Origin of the sequence: Paracoccus sp. S-4012 (assembly GCF_009674885.1) — a bacterium.
Lineage (GTDB): Bacteria > Pseudomonadota > Alphaproteobacteria > Rhodobacterales > Rhodobacteraceae > Paracoccus.
The window spans coordinates 176,741-191,710 of the sequence record NZ_WKKA01000004.1 but is presented as its reverse complement, the minus strand read 5'-3'; the positions used below and the strand labels follow the sequence as shown (position 1 = coordinate 191,710).

Here is a 14,970-nt window from a genome sequence, read left to right as displayed (position 1 = left end):
GCCAAGCCGTCGGCGGAATGTCGCTAATTCAACGGCTTGAGCGGGTAGGTTGTATCTAGGCGGTGCTACTCGCGTATGAGGCTCTTCAAACCTGTCGGAAAGGACAGGCAGGCCTGTCCAGAGTTGTGTGCTACCTCAATCTTGCACGGGCGGATAAAGAATAGATTTGATTTCAAGCCCTTTTAGCCTGTGCATTTTATTCATTCTGTCTCGGCGGATTTTCGCCATTGGGGGGCGGGCGGGCCATCCGCCCGCCCCCTCTCCGTCATCGCGCCCGCCGGTTGACCCGAGCCTCGGCAATCTGGGTGAGCTTCCGGTCGGCGGCGTATTCCTCGTCGAGGTTCTGCTGCAGCACCGCGGCCGCGTCCTCGCGTCCGAGCTCGCGCGCCCAGGCGATCAGCGTGCCGTAACGGGCGATCTCGTAATGTTCGACCGTCTGTGCCGAGGCCGCGAGCGCGCCGTCGAGGACCGACTTGTCCGAGATCTCGGCCGCGATCTCGTCGGCCTCGCGGATGATGCCGTCCATCGCGGGGCAGTCCACGCCCCTGGGCGCGAGGCCCAGCATGCCGAACACCTGCTCGAGGCGGCGGACATGACCGTCGGTCTCGTGCAGATGCGAGTCGAACGCGGCCTTGAGGTCGGGATCGGAGGCCTTGGCGCTCATCTTCGGGAGCGCCTTCAGGATCTGGTTCTCGGCGTAATAGACGTCCTGCAGCGTGTGGAGGAAGAGTTCGTCGAGAGTCTGGATGTCCTGGCTGATGACGGCCATGGGTCGCTCCTGTCGCTTGGGGCGGCCCGCCGCGGGCCGCCGTTACGGCAGTGCAACCCTCCGGGCGTGGCGCGGTTCGGCGGGGCTGACATAGTTGGGCACGGGACGGCATGGTCGGGGCGGCGAGATTCGAACTCGCGGCCTACGGCACCCAAAGCCGTCGCGCTACCAGGCTGCGCTACGCCCCGGACCGGGTCCCGCTCTAGCCCAAGGGCCGCCGCGCCGGAAGCCTCATTCGCAGGGGAGGGTGGCGTCCTGTTGCGGCAAGCGCGGATGGGCGAGGCGGCTGCCGGGCGCGAGGCCGAGGCGGTCGGCCTCGCCGGCGGCGACCTCCAGCACCATCAGCCGCGCGGGCTCCGGGTCGCCGGGCAGGGCGCCGGGCACCGGGGTCTCGTCATGCGGGACGGCGCCCTCATGGACGTGCCGCACCTCGCCCCTCGCGTCGATGAAGACCATGTCGAGCGGGATCAGCGTGTTGCGCATCCAGAAGGCGACCGGCTGCGGCGTCTCGTAGATGAAGAGCATCCCGGTGCCGGGGTCGAGATGCTCGCGGAACATCAGCCCGCGGGCACGCGTCTCGGGCGTGTCGGCGAGTTCGACCGCGACCTCGATGCGCTCGCCACCGGGCAGGGCGAAGACCGCGCGATCCTCGGCGCAGGCGACGGCTGCGGGGGGCTCCGTCGCCGCGACGGCGGCCGGGGCGGCGAGCAGCGCGAGCGCGAGGCAGAGCGGGCGTCTCATGCCGATCCCGCCACGAGGCGCGGGCGCCCGTCCAGATGCGCGGCGTCATCGGCCACGGGCAGAGGAGCGTCCCCGGCCGTTGCCGCCGGGCGGTCCCAGGCGCCGATTTGCGCCGCCATCGGCCCGCGCTGGCCGCTCACCACCCGCAGCGCCACCGCCTCGCCCACGGCGAGGTCGGAGAAGCCGCCGTGGCGCAGCACCTCGACATGCAGGAACACGTCGCCGGTCTCGCCGAACAGGGTGGCGAAGCCGAAGCCCTTGGCCTTGTCGAACCATTTCACCCGCGCCGCACGCCAGGGCAGCAGCGCAAGCGCCGCCTGATCACAGCCCGCGAGATCGGCGATCGCGGGCTGCGCGTCGGGGGCTGGCGCCGTGATCTCCAGCACCGCCACCGCCTGCCGCCCGCGCCGGGTCGGCACCACGGTCGCGCGGATGCGGGCGCCATCGGTAACCGAGCTCTGGCCGAAGTTCCGCAGGACGTTGGCGTGCAGCAGGATGTCGGGCCCGCCCGCGGCGTCGAGGATGAAGCCGAAGCCCTTGTCCGGGTCAAACCACTTGATCTGCCCGGTTATCTCACAAGGCTCGCCGACGGCTTCCATTTCCCCAACCCGCTGCAATCGTCACTCGGCGGTAACATTTCTCAAGCTCTGCGGGAGGCGGGGCCGGGTTTCAAGGGTTAAGCCGCTGAATCCTCCAGGCGCCCGCACCCGAGTCGACCCGCTCGCCAGCTTCCGCCGATGCGTCGCCCGCAGCGCGCGACCAGCGAAACCGGTCGTGCAACCGGAAGGCGCCATCGGCCCAGAACTCGATCTCGACCGGGCGGATGCGGAACCCGCCCCAGTGCGGCGGCCGCGACGGGGCCAGCCCGTGCCGCAGCCCCTCCCGCGCGACGCGGGCCATCAGCGCGGTGCGGCTCTCGAGCGGGCGGCTCTGGTCCGAGGCCCAGGCGCCGATCCGGCTCTCGAGCGCGCGCGAGGCGTAATAGGCGTCGGCCTGCGGGCCTTCCTCGCGGGTGACGGTCCCGCGCACGCGGACCTGGCGGCGCAGCGACTTCCAGTGCAGCACGAAGGCGGCTTTGCCGGTGGCGGTGATCTCGATGGTCTTCGCGCTCTCGTAGTTGGTGTAGAAGACGAAGCCGCCCTCGCGCCCGCCGCGCGGCTGCTCGATCTCCTTCAGCAGCACCATGCGGACGTTCGGCATGCCGTCCGCATCCACCGTCGCGAGGGCCATGGCCGAGGGATCGTTCACCTCCGCGATCTCGGCCTCGGTTAGCCAGGCCTGCGCAATCGCAAACGGGTCGTCGCCCGCGAAAATCCCGCTGCGTTCGGACATTGCTTGATGCCTCCCGGCCTTTCGCCTAATCGTGCCGAACCTGAAGGATCAGCGAGGGCAGGGCATGTCAAGCGACGGGGGGGGCGGGCAACGGACCCCGCTGATGCAGGGCAAGCGCGGCCTCGTCATGGGCGTCGCCAACGAGCGCTCGATCGCCTGGGGGATCGCGCAGGCCCTCGCGGCCGAGGGCGCGACCCTGGCCTTCTCCTATGTGGGCGAGCATCTGCAGAAGCGGGTCGAGCCGCTGGCCGCCTCGCTGGGCGTGCCGCTGGTCCTGCCCTGTGACGTCGGCGACGACGCCTCGATGGACGCGCTGTTCGCGCGGCTGCAGGAGGAGTGGGGCGGCCTCGACTTCATCGTCCACGGCATCGCCTATTCCGACAAGGAGCAGCTGCGCGGCCGCTACGCCGATACGAGCCGCGAGAACTTCCGTATCACGATGGACATCTCGGTCTACAGCCTCGCCGCCGTCACCCGCCGCGCCGCCGCGCTGATGCCTGAGGGCGGCAGCATCCTGACGCTCACCTATTATGGGGCCGAGCGGGTGATGCCGCATTACAACGTGATGGGCGTGGCCAAGGCGGCGCTCGAGGCGAGCGTGCGTTATCTGGCCGAGGACCTCGGCAAGGACGGGATCCGCGTGAACGCCATCAGCGCCGGGCCCATCAAGACGCTGGCCGCGTCGGGCATCGGCGATTTCCGCTACATCATGAAGTGGAACGAGCTGAACTCGCCGCTGCGCCGCAACGTGACGCAGGCCGATGTCGGCAAGTCGGCGCTCTACCTGCTCTCGGACCTCGGCTCGGGCGTGACCGGCGAGGTGCATCACGTCGATGCGGGCTATCACGTGGTCGGCATGAAGGCCGTGGACGCGCCCGACATCGCCGCGCCTGGCGGCAAGGACGAGTGACGCGGCCCGACTGACATGGACGCGATCAGCCTCGCGCAACTGACGCTGTTTGCGGGCACCCTCGCGCTTGCGATCCTGTCGCCGGGGCCGGGCATCATCGCCTGCGCGCAGGCCGCCATGTCACGGGGTCGCGAGCGGGCGATGCCCTTCGCCCTCGGCCTCGCCTTCGGCGCGTCGCTCTGGGGACTGTTGGCGCTGTTTGGGCTGTCGGTGCTGTTCCGGCTGGTGCCGCAGCTTCTCGTTCTGATGAAGATCGCGGGCGGGGTCTACCTGCTCTGGGTCGCCTGGAAGATGTGGCGCCACGCGGCCGATCCGCTGCCCGACCTGGCGGCGGTGCAGGGCGGTCCGGGTTTCCTCTCGGGCATGGCGCTGAACCTGTCGAACCCCAAGCCCGCGCTCTTCTACGGGGCGGTGCTGCTGTCGATCTTCCCCGGCCTTCACGGCTTTGCCGGGCCGGCGCTGATCTACCTCGTGTCGCTGACCTGCGAGCTTGTGTTCTACGTTCTCGTCACGCTGCTGATGTCCACCGGCCCGATGCGGCGGCGCTATTTCGGCGCCAAGACCTGGATCGACCGCATCGCCGCGGGGCTGATCGGCGCCCTCGGCGTGACGCTGATCCTCCGCCACTGACACAAGGAGCACCCGATGGCCCGACCCCGCCCCGACCGCCTGCCGCATGAGAAGGGCTTTCATGTCAGCTGGGACCAGCTCCACCGCGACGCCCGCGCGCTCGCCTGGCGGCTCGACGGCGAGGGGCCGGGCGAGGGCGGCAGCTGGCGCGCGGTGGTGGCGATCACGCGTGGCGGCATGGTCCCGGCGATGATCGTGGCGCGCGAGATCGACATCCGCACGATCGACACGATCAGCGTGAAGTCTTACCTCAAGGGCGAGCAGGGCGAGCTTCGCGTGCTGAAGGCCCCGGACGCCGGGCTGATGGGCGACGGCGAGGGGATTCTCGTGGTGGATGACCTCGTGGACAGCGGCCGCACGCTGGAGCTGGTCCGCAGCCTCTATCCCAAGGCGCATTTCGCGACCGTCTACGCCAAGCCCAAGGGCAAGCCGATGGTCCAGACCTATGTGACCGAGGTGAGCCAGGACACTTGGATATTCTTCCCCTGGGACATGGCGCTGCAATATGTCGAGCCCTACCGGGGCAGCGATTGACTGCAAGGACGGAGAACGGAAGGCTGACCGAACTGCTCATCGAGGGCGAGGCCCGCCCGGCCAGCAGTGGGCACATTACCGCGCGCGAGAACCCCGCCAACGGCCAGCCGGCCGGCAAGGCCGCCGCTGCGAGCGTGGCCGATGCGCTCGCCGCGGTGGCCGCGGCCGAGGCCGCCTTTCCCGCCTGGGCCGCGACGCCCCCGACCGAGCGGCGCAGGCTGCTCAACCGCACCGCCGACATCATGGATGCGAAGTCCGGCTATGCCGAGGAATCCTTCGGGCCGGTCAAGCCGATCATCCGGGTGCGCGACGAGGACGAGGCGGTCCGTGTGGCCAACGACACCGAATACGGCCTCTCCGCCGCCGTCTTCAGCCAGGATGTGCGCCGCGCCATGAGGGTGGCCGAGCGCATCGAGAGCGGCATCGTCCATATCAACGGCCCGACCGTGAATGACGAGCCGCAGATGCCGTTCGGCGGGGTGAAAGGCTCAGGCTTCGGGCGCTTCGGCGGGGGGGCCGGGATCGCCGAGTTCACCAGTCTCCGCTGGGTCACGATCGAGGACCCGGCGCAGCACTACCCGTTCTGAGCCCGGCTCAGGCGGTCGCGAGGACACCCCAGACGACCGCCAGGACGAGGACGCAGGCGGCGACACCTGCAACACGCCTGATGGTGCGCCGCGCGCGTCGTAGCACCGCCTCCGCCGCAAGCACAAAGGCGACGCCGAGCGCGAGGGCGGCGAGGTAGTCCTCGGCGCCCCAGTCCATGCCGGGAACCACGCCCGACAGGAGGGCGGGGAGCAGGACCAGCAGCGCGGGGACGGACCAGACGGCCACGCGGCCGGGTACCGTCATGCCGGTTCCCTCGGGCGGAGCGGATCGGTTCACCGGCGAGGGGCTGCAGGCTCCTTCGCCGCCGCCATTGCGCGCAAGGCCTCGGCCGCCTTCTTCTCGCGGCGCAGGCGCTGCGCGTGCTCGACGCGCGCCCGCTGCTTCATCGCGGAAATCTCGTCAGGCGAACTGGTCTCGACCATCTCGTAGGCGCGCAGGTTCTGGTGCATGGCTCTCCCTTCCTTCGCGCGGGCGACTCGCGTCCTCTGGCCCCCTCAGTCTGGCGGCATCCGCGGCGGCGTGTCCAATGGATTGGGACCGTCATCCTCGGTGCCGGGAATGCGGTCGTCGCGTGGCTCCTCCGGGCGGCGTTCCCGCGGGTCGCGCTCGGGCTGGACCGGGTTGCGGGCCATCCTGTCCTCCGGGCTCAGGCGGTGGTCTTGCCGGGATCTGGCGTATTGACCGACTTGTCGGTCCCCGGCACGTCATCGGGCTGCTTGCGCTCCCGCGCGGCGCGGTTCTTGCCCTCGATGCGCTTGTTGCGCTCGGCCTCCTCCGGGGTGGTCTCCTCCGGCGGGTTCACATGGGCGGGGTTGATGCGGGTCATGGGATGTCCTCCTGTCGTGGATCAACGGACAGGGTGCGGTGGGGGTTCCGGCGCTACCCGTTCCCCCGCACGAACCGCGCCGCGCCCTCGGCCGCGCGCATCAACGCCCGCGCCTTGTTCTCGGTCTCGGCGAACTCGGCCTCGGGGTCGCTGTCCAGCACCACGCCGCCGCCGGCCTGGACATACAGCACGCCGTGCTTCACCACCCCGGTCCTGAGCGCGATGCACATGTCCATCTCGCCATTCGCCGCGAAATAGCCGACCGCGCCGCCATAGACGCCGCGCTTTTCCGGCTCCAGCTCGTCGATGATCTCCATCGCCCGGACCTTCGGCGCGCCCGAGACGGTCCCCGCCGGCAGCCCCGCCAGTAGCGCCGAGAGCGCGTCCTCGCCCCCGCGAAGCTCGCCCACCACGTTCGACACGATATGCATGACGTGGCTGTAGCGCTCGATCACGAAGCTCTCGGTCGGCCGCACCGTGCCGATCTTCGCCACCCGGCCGACGTCGTTGCGGCCGAGGTCGAGCAGCATGAGGTGCTCGGCCCGCTCCTTCTCGTCGGCCAGAAGCTCCGCCTCAAGGGCGCGGTCCTCCTCCGGGGTCGCGCCGCGCGGGCGGGTGCCGGCGATGGGGCGGATCGTCACCTCGCCGTCGCGCAGCCGCACGAGGATCTCGGGCGAGGCGCCGACGATGTGGAAGCCGCCGAGGTTGAGGTAGAACATGAAGGGCGAGGGGTTGGTGCGGCGCAGGCTGCGGTAGAGCGCGAAGGGCGGCAGCGGGAAATCCATCGCCCAGCGTTGCGAGGGCACGACCTGGAAGATGTCGCCGGCGCGGATGTAGGCCTTGGCCGTCTCCACCGCCGCGAGATAATCCGCCCGTGCGAAGTTAGACCGCGGCGCGCCGAGTTCCGCGCGATCCCCCAGCATCCGCGGCTCGGTCGGGAGCCGGTCGAGCGACCGGAGCGCCTCCATCACCCGCTCGGCCGCCTGCGCGTAGGCCGCCCGGGCGGGCACGCCCGGATCGTGCCATGCAGGCGCACAGAGCGTCACCTCGCCTTTCACCCCGTCCAGCACCGCCACGACCGAGGGCCGCATCAGCATTGCGTCGGGCACGCCCAGCGTGTCGGGCGGGCAGTCGGGCAGGTGCTCGACCTGCCGGATCATGTCGTAGCCGAGATAGCCGAAGAGGCCCGCCGCGACCGGCGGGATGCCCTCGGGCATCTCGATCCGGCTCTCGGCCAGCAGCGCGCGGAGGCTGTCGAGCGGCGCCCGGCTGTCCGCCTCGAAGCGGTCCTCCCAGCGGGCGTTGCGGTTGATCTCGGCCGTCTCGCCCCGGCAGTGCCAGACCAGATCGGGCTTCATCGCCACGATGGAATAGCGGCCGCGGACCTCGCCGCCGGTCACGCTCTCCAGCATCACGCTCATCGGCCCGGCGTCGGCCAGCTTCAGCATCAGGCTGACCGGCGTGTCGAGGTCGGCGGCGAGCCGCGCGGTGACGAGCTGGTTCTGGCCCCGCGCCCAGGCCGCCTCGAAGGCCTCGAAGGCGGGCGCGAGTTCCATCAGAGCTGCGCGTCCACCGCCGCCGCGACCTGCGGGTTCAGCCGCAGGCCGTGCGCCTGCGTCAGCGCCTGCGTGTGATAGGTGAACACGTCCTCGGCGATCGAGCGCGAGAGCGTCCGCTCGACCGCGGCGCGGACCATGCCGGTCTCGGGCGCGGTCTCGTCGGCGCCGTGGATGGCGTCGAGCATGACGAGGAACACCCGCTCGCCCTCGTCCACGAGCGCGATCTCGCCAGGCTCGTCGAGCGCGAAGGCGCGGGTCACGACCGCGCCGGGCAGGCCCTCGATCACCCCGTCACGGCCGAGGCCGGTCGCCTGCTGCGCCTGGGGCAAAGCATGGGCGCTGATCGCCTCAAGGCGCAGCTCGTCGCCGATGGCCAGCAGCCGCTTCTTCGTCTCGGCGGCGGTCCAGTCGGCCAGCACCTGCTCGCGAGCCTCCTCGAAGGGGATCACCGCGGGCGGCGTCAGCGCGTCCAGGCGCAGGGCGAAGATGCCGCCGTCCTCGAGCTCCATCGCCTCGGCATAGTCCCCCTCGGTCACCGCCGCCGCGGCGGTGCGGAACGAGGGATAGGCCGCGATGCTGCCGGCCTCCGGCGCCGCATCGGCCTGCCATTCGATGGTGCCGAGTTCCATCGGCGTCTCCTCGGCCAGCTGCTCGAGGGTCGCGCCGCCGGCCAGATGGTCGCTCACCTCGGAGGCGAGGGCCACGATGTCGCGGCGCGCGCGGTCGGCGGCGGCCTCGGTGCGCAGGTCGTCGCGAGCGGCCTCGAAGGGGATGTCGATCGGGTCAAGAATCGCGTTGATCGAGATCAGCGCCGGCCCGAGCGGGGTCTCGACCGGTCCGATGACGCCGTTGTCGGGCGCGGCGAAGACCGCCGGACCGGCCGCGCCAAGCTGGGCTTCGGTGACTTCGCCAAGGTCGATGTCGGCGCGGGTGAGGCCGCGCTCGGCCACGAGACCGTCGAAATCGACCTCGCCCGCGTCGAGCCGCGCCTTCGCCTCGGCCGCGGCCTCGGCGGAGGGATAGACCAGCCGGTCCACCATGCGCCGCGCGGGCTGCTGGAACTCGGCCCGGTTGGTCTCATAGACCTGCCGCAGCGCCTCCTCGTCCAGCTGCACCGTCGGCTCCAGCATCTCGGGGGTCACCCAGGCATAGGTGATGGTCCGGGTCTCGGATGCGGTGAAGCGCTCGGGGTTGGCCTGCCACCAGGCTTGCAGCGCGGCCTCGTCGGGGGGCGCCACGGCCTCGGTCAGCAGCGCGGGGGTGATCTCCATCCAGGACAGGTCGCGGGTCTCGGTCAGCCAGCCCGTCGCTGCCTCGACCGCGCCCGTGGGGGCCGCGACGCCGCCCGCGATGGCCTGCTGGAGCAACTGCCCGGCCTCGTCCATCCGCAGGTTCTGCTCGAAATCCGCCACGGTCATTCCCTGGCGGCGCAGCACGTCGGCATAGACCGCCGGGTCGAAGCTGCCGAAGCCGCTGAAGGCCGGGGCCTGCATGATCTGCGCGGCCACGCGCGCATCGCCGACCGAGAGGCCGATCTCGCGCGCCTCCGCCTCGAGCGCGGCCGAGGCGATCAGCCGCGACTGCACGGCCTGCGGCAGCCCGAAGCCGCGCGCCTCCTCGCCCGTCAGGCGCTCCCCGGTCTGCGCGGTGATGGCGTCGATCTCGGCCCCGAGCGCGCGGGCGTATTCGCCCGCGGTGATGTCCACGCTGCCGACGCTGCCGATCGCCTGGCGCGAGCCGCCGGTGAAGCTGGTGACGCCCCAGCCGCCGAGGCCGAGCAGCAGCAGGCCCACGAGGATCCAGTTGATGAGCGACTTTCCGCGGCGCCTGACCATGCCTGCCGTTCCTTCCTCGTTTCCGCCGCCGTCCTAGCCAGCGGCCCCCGCCGCGGCAACCCTCGCGCCCGGCACCGTTGCGAGGCGGCGGCCGAGTTCCTCGATGCCTTGCGCGTCGATATTGGCGAAGGCGATGCGCAGATGGCGCGCGGCGGCGGGGTCGTCCACGGGCATGAACATCGTGCCCGGCAGCAGCAACACGCCCGCATCGCGCACGAGACGGGGCGCGAGGTCGGCCGCGCTCTCGGCGAAGGGGTGTTCCACCCAGGCGAAATAGGCGCCGCAGCCCTTGACGCGCCAGCCGGACAGCGCCGCCATGACCCGCCGCGTGGCCTCCGCCCGCGCTAGAATCTCGCGCCGCTCGCCCGCGAGCCAGTCGCCGAGGTTCCGCATTCCCCAGAGGGCGCCGATCTGGCCCAGTTGCGAGGTCGAGATGGCGACGGTGTCGAGGAACTTCTCTACCTCGACCAGCCGCGCCTCGGAGGCGACGAGCGCGCCGACGCGGTGGCCGGTGAGGCGGTAAGCCTTGGAGAAGCTGTAGAGCTGGATCACATCCCGGCCCCAGTCGGGATCGCGGAGCAGGTCGTGGACGGGGCCGCCGCTGCGGCTGTCGAAGTCGCGATAGGTCTCGTCGAGGACCAGCGCCAGCCCGCGGGCGCGGGCGAGGCGGTGGAAGGCGGACAGCGTCGCGGCCGGGTATTCGGCCCCGGCGGGGTTGTTGGGCGTCACCAGCACGATGGCGCGGGTGCGGCCGGTCACGAGCCGCGCGGCTGCCTCGGCCTCGGGCACCATGCCCGGCCCGCAGGCGAGCGGCACCGCCCGGATCCCCTGCATGTCGAGCCACATCTTGTGGTTGAAATACCACGGCACCGGCAGGATCACCTCGTCGCCCGGCCCGGCGAGCGTGGCGATGGCGGCGCAGAAGGCCTGGTTGCAGCCCTGCGAGATGGCGACGTTGGCGGGGCGGATGTCGGCGGCATAGGCGCGCGACCACTCGGCGGCGACGGTCTCGCGCAGGTCGGGGTTGCCGAGGACCGGGCCGTAGAGATGCGCCTCGGGGCGGGTGAGGGCGGCCTCGGCGATGGCCTGCCGCAGCGGCTCGGGCGGGGGCTCGACCGGGGCGGCCTGGCTGACGTTGAGCAGGGGGCGCGTCAGGTCCGGCGGCGTGGCCGCGAGCCAGCGGCGGGCCTCCATCACCGGCGGGCGGAAGGTCGCGGCGAGGGCGGGGTTGAGCGGCGCGGTCGTCATCGGGCCGCGGGCCGCGCGAGGTCGGCAGGGATGGCGAGGTCGGGGGCGGGATGGCCGCCCCGCGGCACGGGGGCCGCTTCGGGCAGGCCGCCGGGGGCCGGGGCGAGGCGGTCGATTGGGGCGAGCGCCGGGGGTTCTGCGGCTGCGGTTGGATCGGTGAAGGTCGCAGGCTCGTTTGCGGTCGGAGACACGGCGGGCTCTGGTGTCGTCAGCCTCGGTTCCGAGGCCGAGGATGTGGCGGCTGCCGGAGTGGACGGTGCCACGTCCGAAGCCGTGGACGGTTCGCCCGGCTCGGCCGCTGGGGCAGGGGCCTGCGGTGCGTCCGTTAGGTCCTCAACAGCTTCGCCAGGTGGATCGCCTGCTCCCGCGCCGTTGTCCGTTGTCTCTGGCTGGATTGCCTGACCGGCGGCGTCAGTCGGTGTGGTTGCCTCGGGAGTGGTTGCTGGGGCTTCCGACGGCTCGGCTCCGGTGTCAGGCGCCGGCGCGGGGGCATCCGCCTCCGCATCGGCGGCCGCAGTCTCGGGAGCGGCGGGCGGCGCGACCGCCTCCGGCTCGGCGTCTGGCGGCTCTGCCTCCACGACCTCGGTCGCGGCTGGCACAGCCTCCGCAGCCTCGCTCTCCGCCTCCACCAGCCTTGCATTCTCCGCAGCGGTCGCCTCGGACTCCGCCACGACCCCCACCGGCGCCGCTTCGGCCACCGCCCGCTCCGGCTGCGGCGCTGCCAGCGACACCGCGGCAAGCGTTGCGCCGCACAGCACGATCCCGTGCACCAGACCCGTGCCGAAGCCGCCCGCCATCCTGCCCTCCCGGTGGCGCCGGGTTGACCCTCCGGCGCGTTCCGGCACATCTATAGCGATCGCCCCGCCGGGGTAACAACCCGCGACCGGACATCCGTCATGATCCTGCTGATCGACAATTACGACAGCTTCACCTGGAACCTCGTCCACCTGCTGGGCGCGGCCCGGGCCGAGGTCGCCGTCCACCGCAACGACAGCCTGACCGTCGAGCAGGCGCTGGCCCTCGGCGCATCCGGGCTGGTCATCTCGCCCGGCCCGTGCAACCCGGCCCGCGCCGGCATCTGCGTGCCGCTGATCCGCGCCGCCGCCGAGGCGGGGCTGCCCGTGCTCGGCGTCTGCCTCGGCCATCAGGCCATCGGCGAGGCCTTCGGCGGCCGCGTGGTCCCGGCGGTCCGCCCGGTCCACGGCAAGACCGACCGCATCGCCCATGACGGCAGCGGCGTCTTCGCGGGCCTGCCCTCGCCCCTCGAGGCGACGCGCTACCATTCCCTCTGCGTCGAACCGGGAAGCCTGCCCGACTGCCTGCGCGTGACCGCCACCGCAGACGACGGCACCATCATGGGCCTGATCCACCGCAGCCTCCCCGTCGAGGGCCTGCAGTTCCACCCCGAGAGCATCGCCAGCCAGCACGGCCGCGCCATGATCGAGACCTTCCTGTCCCGCTGCAACGGCCCCGAGAGGGCCGCCGCATGACCGACATCCGCCCGCTCATCGGGCTTGCCGCCGCCCGGCCCCTTACGGGCGACGAGGCGGAGGCGGCCTTCGGCGCCCTCTTCGACGGCGCCGCGACCCCGGCCCAGATCGGCGGCCTCCTGATGGCCATGCGCGTGCGCGGCGAGACGGTGGAGGAGATCGCCGCGGCCTCCCGCGCGATGCGCGCCCGGATGCACCGCGTCAAAGCGCCGCAGGGGGCCATCGACATCGTCGGCACCGGCGGCGACGGCAAGGGCACGCTGAACATCTCGACCGCCGCGGCCTTCGTGGTCGCGGGCGCGGGCGTGCCGGTCGCCAAGCACGGCAACCGCAATCTCAGCTCGAAATCCGGCTCGGCCGATGCGCTGAGCCATCTCGGCATCGACATCGCCGCGCCCGTCTCGGCCGCGGCGCAGGTCCTCGCCGATTGCGGCATCTGCTTCATGATGGCGACCAGCCACCATCCCGCCATGCGCCATGTCGGCCCGGCGCGAACCGAACTGGGAACGCGCACGATCTTCAACATCCTCGGCCCGCTCACCAACCCCGCAGGCGTGCGGCGGCAGCTGACGGGCGTGTTCTCGGCCGACTGGATCCGGCCGATGGCCGAGGTGCTGGATGCGCTCGGCTCCGAGGCCGCCTGGCTGGTCCACGGCCGCGACGGCACCGACGAGCTGTCGATCGCGGGCCCCTCGCAGGTGGCGGCGCTGAAGGACGGCGCGGTGACGGAGTTCGAGGTGACGCCCGCCGATGCGGGCCTGCCCGAGCATCCGTTCGAGCGGATCGTCGGGGGCAACCCGGCCGAGAACGCCGCCGCCCTGCGCCGCCTGCTCGACGGCGAGCGCGGCGCCTATCGCGACGCGGTGCTGCTGAATGCGGCCGGTGCGCTGGTGGTGGCGGGCGTGGCGGCAGACCTGCGCGAGGGCGCGGCGCGGGCGGCCGAGAGCCTCGATTCCGGCGCGGCGCTCGCGCGGCTCCGGGCGCTCGCAACGGCGCAGCCTGCGCCGCGCGAGGATTGATGCAGGCCGGACGAGCCGCCGTGTCGCAAGGGGATGCGCCCTCGCGGGCGAGCGCGCCGATCCCGCCCGCGGCATGGGCGCATCTGCCGTTCTTCCACGACACCTGGCCCGCGCTTTCCCGGCGGCTGGCGGGGGAGGGTGCCTGGCTTCCCGGCCCCGCGCGGGTTTTTGCCGCGTTCGAGGCTGTTCCGCCGTCTGCGGTTCGCGTGGTGATCCTCGGGCAGGACCCCTATCCGACGCCCGGCCATGCGGACGGCCTCGCCTTCTCGGTCGCGCCGGGGATCGCGCCGCCCCGCTCGCTGGCCAACATCTTCGCCGAGATGGAGGCCGACCTCGGGACGCGCCCCCGCGACGGCCATCTCGGCCATCTCGCCCGGCAAGGGGTGCTGCTTCTCAACACCTGCCTCTCGGTGCCGGCCGGCGCCGCCGGCGGCCATGCGCGCCTCGGCTGGCAGCCGCTCGCGCGCGAGGCCGTGGCCGAGACGCAGCGCCACGGGCCGCTGGCCTTCGTCCTCTGGGGCGCCCAGGCGGCGAAAGCCGTCGAGGGCCTGCCGCGCGCCGCCGACTTCGTGGCCGCGAGCCCGCATCCCTCGCCGCTCTCGGCCCGGCGCGGCTTCTTCGGCTCGCGCCCGTTCAGCCGGGTGAATGCCTGGCTGGCAGAGCATCGCCCCCCGGCGATCGACTGGACCGGCGCATGAGCGACGCCCCAGAGGAGGCGGTGCGCGCGGTCTGGCCCGGGCTCTCCGCGACCACGCCGCCGAAGTCGTCGGCGGCTGCGCTGCCCCCGCCCGATGCCGACCTCGCGCCGTTCCTCGAGGCCCGCATCCCCGGGCCCGAGGGTCCGACCTGGGCCGGTCGCCGCCGCGACCTCGCGCGGCATTTCCGCGATCTGCAGCCCGAGTTCGCGGGCCGCCTGCGGATCGCGCATCTGCTCGCCTGCTGCATCGTCGCCCTGCGCCGTCAGCCGAAAAGCCGCGCCGCACTGACCCTCTTCCACCGCATCACCGCCGAGCACGGGCCGGTGGTCGCGCCCGAGATGAACCTGCGCTGGCTCACCTCCGTCTGCGACACCTTCTGCGATTTCGGCACGCCGCGCGACCGGGCCATCGGGCTGTCCGGCACGCTGATCGCCAACTTCGTCAAGCTGGCCGAGACCGAGCGCCGGATGTTCACCGCCCCGCGCCCCTGGCCGCCGGAGCGGGCCTTCGTCGCTGGCGGGCCGCTGTTTGACGGGGTGATCTGCTACTGGGTCGGCAAGGGCGACATGATCGCCAACCTGCTCGACCGCGCCAACGCGGTCCTGACGATGAAGGCCGCGGCGGCGCCATTCACCCGCGAGGTGCTGGGTCGTCTGCTCGAGCACGATACCGTCCTGCGGCGCATGGTCGAGGTGAACGACGGCCGGGTCTTCCCGCTCGCCCCGAAGGAGCGGCTGGAGGCCGCCCGGCGGATGATGTCGGACCTCTAG

General features: G+C 72.0%; 20 protein-coding genes and 1 tRNA gene. 8 read left to right on the top strand and 13 right to left on the bottom strand.

The window, feature by feature from the left end; genetic code table 11:
- Nucleotides 1-265: 265 nt before the first annotated feature.
- The 5 genes from GI374_RS07790 to pdxH form a co-directional block, all read right to left on the bottom strand.
- Entirely contained in the window at nucleotides 266-769 is a 504-nt protein-coding gene (locus GI374_RS07790) for a ferritin-like domain-containing protein (RefSeq protein ID WP_154336459.1), read from the bottom strand.
- Nucleotides 770-880: 111 nt separating this feature from the next.
- A tRNA-Pro gene (locus tag GI374_RS07785) sits at nucleotides 881-957 on the bottom strand.
- Between the two features lie 43 nt (nucleotides 958-1,000).
- Nucleotides 1,001-1,510 (bottom strand): DUF192 domain-containing protein, encoded by a 510-nt coding sequence (locus GI374_RS07780; protein ID WP_154336458.1) that lies wholly within the window; start codon nucleotides 1,508-1,510, stop codon nucleotides 1,001-1,003.
- A complete protein-coding gene (locus GI374_RS07775; protein ID WP_154336457.1) occupies nucleotides 1,507-2,109 on the bottom strand; it encodes a cold-shock protein in 603 nt (200 codons plus the stop codon). The genes GI374_RS07780 and GI374_RS07775 overlap by 4 nt, the downstream gene beginning before the upstream one ends.
- A gap of 70 nt (nucleotides 2,110-2,179) precedes the next feature.
- Entirely contained in the window at nucleotides 2,180-2,842 is a 663-nt protein-coding gene (gene pdxH, locus GI374_RS07770; RefSeq protein WP_154336456.1) for a pyridoxamine 5'-phosphate oxidase, read from the bottom strand.
- Between the two features lie 103 nt (nucleotides 2,843-2,945).
- Between pdxH and fabI the strand changes: the two genes are divergently transcribed.
- Genes fabI through GI374_RS19770 form a run of 4 tightly spaced genes read left to right on the top strand, consistent with a single transcriptional unit; the run spans nucleotide 2,946 to nucleotide 5,503 of the window.
- Nucleotides 2,946-3,752: an enoyl-ACP reductase FabI gene (fabI, locus tag GI374_RS07765; RefSeq protein ID WP_370515223.1), complete on the top strand. Its 807-nt coding sequence runs from the start codon at nucleotides 2,946-2,948 to the stop codon at nucleotides 3,750-3,752.
- A gap of 15 nt (nucleotides 3,753-3,767) precedes the next feature.
- On the top strand, nucleotides 3,768-4,382 hold the full coding sequence (locus GI374_RS07760; RefSeq protein WP_154336454.1) for a LysE family translocator: 615 nt from the start codon (nucleotides 3,768-3,770) through the stop codon (nucleotides 4,380-4,382).
- A 15-nt stretch (nucleotides 4,383-4,397) separates the two neighbouring features.
- Nucleotides 4,398-4,916 (top strand): xanthine phosphoribosyltransferase, encoded by a 519-nt coding sequence (gene gpt / locus GI374_RS07755; protein ID WP_154336453.1) that lies wholly within the window; start codon nucleotides 4,398-4,400, stop codon nucleotides 4,914-4,916.
- Entirely contained in the window at nucleotides 4,913-5,503 is a 591-nt protein-coding gene (locus GI374_RS19770) for an aldehyde dehydrogenase family protein (RefSeq protein WP_195759876.1), read from the top strand. Before gpt ends, GI374_RS19770 begins: the two co-directional genes overlap by 4 nt.
- A 7-nt stretch (nucleotides 5,504-5,510) precedes the next feature.
- On the opposite strand, the gene GI374_RS07745 is transcribed toward GI374_RS19770, so the two are convergent.
- From GI374_RS07745 to GI374_RS07710, 8 genes are read right to left on the bottom strand one after another with little or no spacing between them, the layout of a single operon-like run.
- The gene (locus GI374_RS07745) at nucleotides 5,511-5,768 is read right to left on the bottom strand and encodes a hypothetical protein (RefSeq protein WP_154336451.1); all 258 of its coding nucleotides are present in this window, start codon (nucleotides 5,766-5,768) and stop codon (nucleotides 5,511-5,513) included.
- Nucleotides 5,769-5,797: 29 nt separating this feature from the next.
- Nucleotides 5,798-5,974 carry a hypothetical protein gene (locus tag GI374_RS07740; protein ID WP_154336450.1) on the bottom strand — a complete coding sequence of 59 codons (177 nt, stop codon included), beginning with the start codon at nucleotides 5,972-5,974 and terminating at the stop codon, nucleotides 5,798-5,800.
- A 45-nt stretch (nucleotides 5,975-6,019) separates the two neighbouring features.
- Nucleotides 6,020-6,157, bottom strand: coding sequence for a hypothetical protein (locus GI374_RS07735; protein WP_154336449.1), 138 nt, complete (start codon nucleotides 6,155-6,157; stop codon nucleotides 6,020-6,022).
- Between the two features lie 14 nt (nucleotides 6,158-6,171).
- A complete protein-coding gene (locus tag GI374_RS07730) occupies nucleotides 6,172-6,351 on the bottom strand; it encodes a hypothetical protein (protein ID WP_154336448.1) in 180 nt (59 codons plus the stop codon).
- A 53-nt stretch (nucleotides 6,352-6,404) separates the two neighbouring features.
- On the bottom strand, nucleotides 6,405-7,907 hold the full coding sequence (gene trpE, locus GI374_RS07725) for an anthranilate synthase component I (protein WP_154336447.1): 1,503 nt from the start codon (nucleotides 7,905-7,907) through the stop codon (nucleotides 6,405-6,407).
- Complete coding sequence (locus GI374_RS07720) at nucleotides 7,907-9,745, bottom strand: peptidylprolyl isomerase (protein ID WP_154336446.1); 1,839 nt, start codon at nucleotides 9,743-9,745, stop codon at nucleotides 7,907-7,909. Before GI374_RS07720 ends, trpE begins: the two co-directional genes overlap by 1 nt.
- 33 nt (nucleotides 9,746-9,778) lie before the next feature.
- Nucleotides 9,779-10,993 carry an aminotransferase gene (locus GI374_RS07715; RefSeq protein ID WP_154336445.1) on the bottom strand — a complete coding sequence of 405 codons (1,215 nt, stop codon included), beginning with the start codon at nucleotides 10,991-10,993 and terminating at the stop codon, nucleotides 9,779-9,781.
- Nucleotides 10,990-11,790 carry a hypothetical protein gene (locus GI374_RS07710; protein ID WP_154336444.1) on the bottom strand — a complete coding sequence of 267 codons (801 nt, stop codon included), beginning with the start codon at nucleotides 11,788-11,790 and terminating at the stop codon, nucleotides 10,990-10,992. Before GI374_RS07710 ends, GI374_RS07715 begins: the two co-directional genes overlap by 4 nt.
- Nucleotides 11,791-11,889: 99 nt before the next feature.
- Here GI374_RS07710 and GI374_RS07705 point away from each other — a divergent pair, with 99 nt between their 5' ends.
- The 4 genes from GI374_RS07705 to GI374_RS07690 are packed head-to-tail and all read left to right on the top strand — an operon-like array spanning nucleotide 11,890 to nucleotide 14,970.
- Complete coding sequence (locus tag GI374_RS07705; protein WP_154336443.1) at nucleotides 11,890-12,483, top strand: aminodeoxychorismate/anthranilate synthase component II; 594 nt, start codon at nucleotides 11,890-11,892, stop codon at nucleotides 12,481-12,483.
- On the top strand, nucleotides 12,480-13,502 hold the full coding sequence (gene trpD / locus GI374_RS07700) for an anthranilate phosphoribosyltransferase (protein ID WP_154336442.1): 1,023 nt from the start codon (nucleotides 12,480-12,482) through the stop codon (nucleotides 13,500-13,502). Before GI374_RS07705 ends, trpD begins: the two co-directional genes overlap by 4 nt.
- Nucleotides 13,502-14,200: a uracil-DNA glycosylase gene (locus tag GI374_RS07695; RefSeq protein WP_154336441.1), complete on the top strand. Its 699-nt coding sequence runs from the start codon at nucleotides 13,502-13,504 to the stop codon at nucleotides 14,198-14,200. Before trpD ends, GI374_RS07695 begins: the two co-directional genes overlap by 1 nt.
- Nucleotides 14,197-14,970 (top strand): hypothetical protein, encoded by a 774-nt coding sequence (locus GI374_RS07690; RefSeq protein ID WP_154336440.1) that lies wholly within the window; start codon nucleotides 14,197-14,199, stop codon nucleotides 14,968-14,970. Before GI374_RS07695 ends, GI374_RS07690 begins: the two co-directional genes overlap by 4 nt.

What these genes read in the sequence shown, in the direction of transcription:
- GI374_RS07790 (WP_154336459.1), bottom strand. Translation starts at nt 769, where the DNA reads ATGGCCGTCATCAGCCAGGACATCCAGACTCTCGACGAACTCTTCCTC.
- GI374_RS07780 (WP_154336458.1), bottom strand. Translation starts at nt 1,510, where the DNA reads ATGAGACGCCCGCTCTGCCTCGCGCTCGCGCTGCTCGCCGCCCCGGCC.
- GI374_RS07775 (WP_154336457.1), bottom strand. Translation starts at nt 2,109, where the DNA reads ATGGAAGCCGTCGGCGAGCCTTGTGAGATAACCGGGCAGATCAAGTGG.
- pdxH (WP_154336456.1), bottom strand. Translation starts at nt 2,842, where the DNA reads ATGTCCGAACGCAGCGGGATTTTCGCGGGCGACGACCCGTTTGCGATT.
- fabI (WP_370515223.1), top strand. Translation starts at nt 2,946, where the DNA reads ATGCAGGGCAAGCGCGGCCTCGTCATGGGCGTCGCCAACGAGCGCTCG.
- GI374_RS07760 (WP_154336454.1), top strand. Translation starts at nt 3,768, where the DNA reads ATGGACGCGATCAGCCTCGCGCAACTGACGCTGTTTGCGGGCACCCTC.
- gpt (WP_154336453.1), top strand. Translation starts at nt 4,398, where the DNA reads ATGGCCCGACCCCGCCCCGACCGCCTGCCGCATGAGAAGGGCTTTCAT.
- GI374_RS07745 (WP_154336451.1), bottom strand. Translation starts at nt 5,768, where the DNA reads ATGACGGTACCCGGCCGCGTGGCCGTCTGGTCCGTCCCCGCGCTGCTG.
- GI374_RS07740 (WP_154336450.1), bottom strand. Translation starts at nt 5,974, where the DNA reads ATGCACCAGAACCTGCGCGCCTACGAGATGGTCGAGACCAGTTCGCCT.
- GI374_RS07735 (WP_154336449.1), bottom strand. Translation starts at nt 6,157, where the DNA reads ATGGCCCGCAACCCGGTCCAGCCCGAGCGCGACCCGCGGGAACGCCGC.
- GI374_RS07730 (WP_154336448.1), bottom strand. Translation starts at nt 6,351, where the DNA reads ATGACCCGCATCAACCCCGCCCATGTGAACCCGCCGGAGGAGACCACC.
- trpE (WP_154336447.1), bottom strand. Translation starts at nt 7,907, where the DNA reads ATGGAACTCGCGCCCGCCTTCGAGGCCTTCGAGGCGGCCTGGGCGCGG.
- GI374_RS07720 (WP_154336446.1), bottom strand. Translation starts at nt 9,745, where the DNA reads ATGGTCAGGCGCCGCGGAAAGTCGCTCATCAACTGGATCCTCGTGGGC.
- GI374_RS07715 (WP_154336445.1), bottom strand. Translation starts at nt 10,993, where the DNA reads ATGACGACCGCGCCGCTCAACCCCGCCCTCGCCGCGACCTTCCGCCCG.
- GI374_RS07710 (WP_154336444.1), bottom strand. Translation starts at nt 11,790, where the DNA reads ATGGCGGGCGGCTTCGGCACGGGTCTGGTGCACGGGATCGTGCTGTGC.
- GI374_RS07705 (WP_154336443.1), top strand. Translation starts at nt 11,890, where the DNA reads ATGATCCTGCTGATCGACAATTACGACAGCTTCACCTGGAACCTCGTC.
- trpD (WP_154336442.1), top strand. Translation starts at nt 12,480, where the DNA reads ATGACCGACATCCGCCCGCTCATCGGGCTTGCCGCCGCCCGGCCCCTT.
- GI374_RS07695 (WP_154336441.1), top strand. Translation starts at nt 13,502, where the DNA reads ATGCAGGCCGGACGAGCCGCCGTGTCGCAAGGGGATGCGCCCTCGCGG.
- GI374_RS07690 (WP_154336440.1), top strand. Translation starts at nt 14,197, where the DNA reads ATGAGCGACGCCCCAGAGGAGGCGGTGCGCGCGGTCTGGCCCGGGCTC.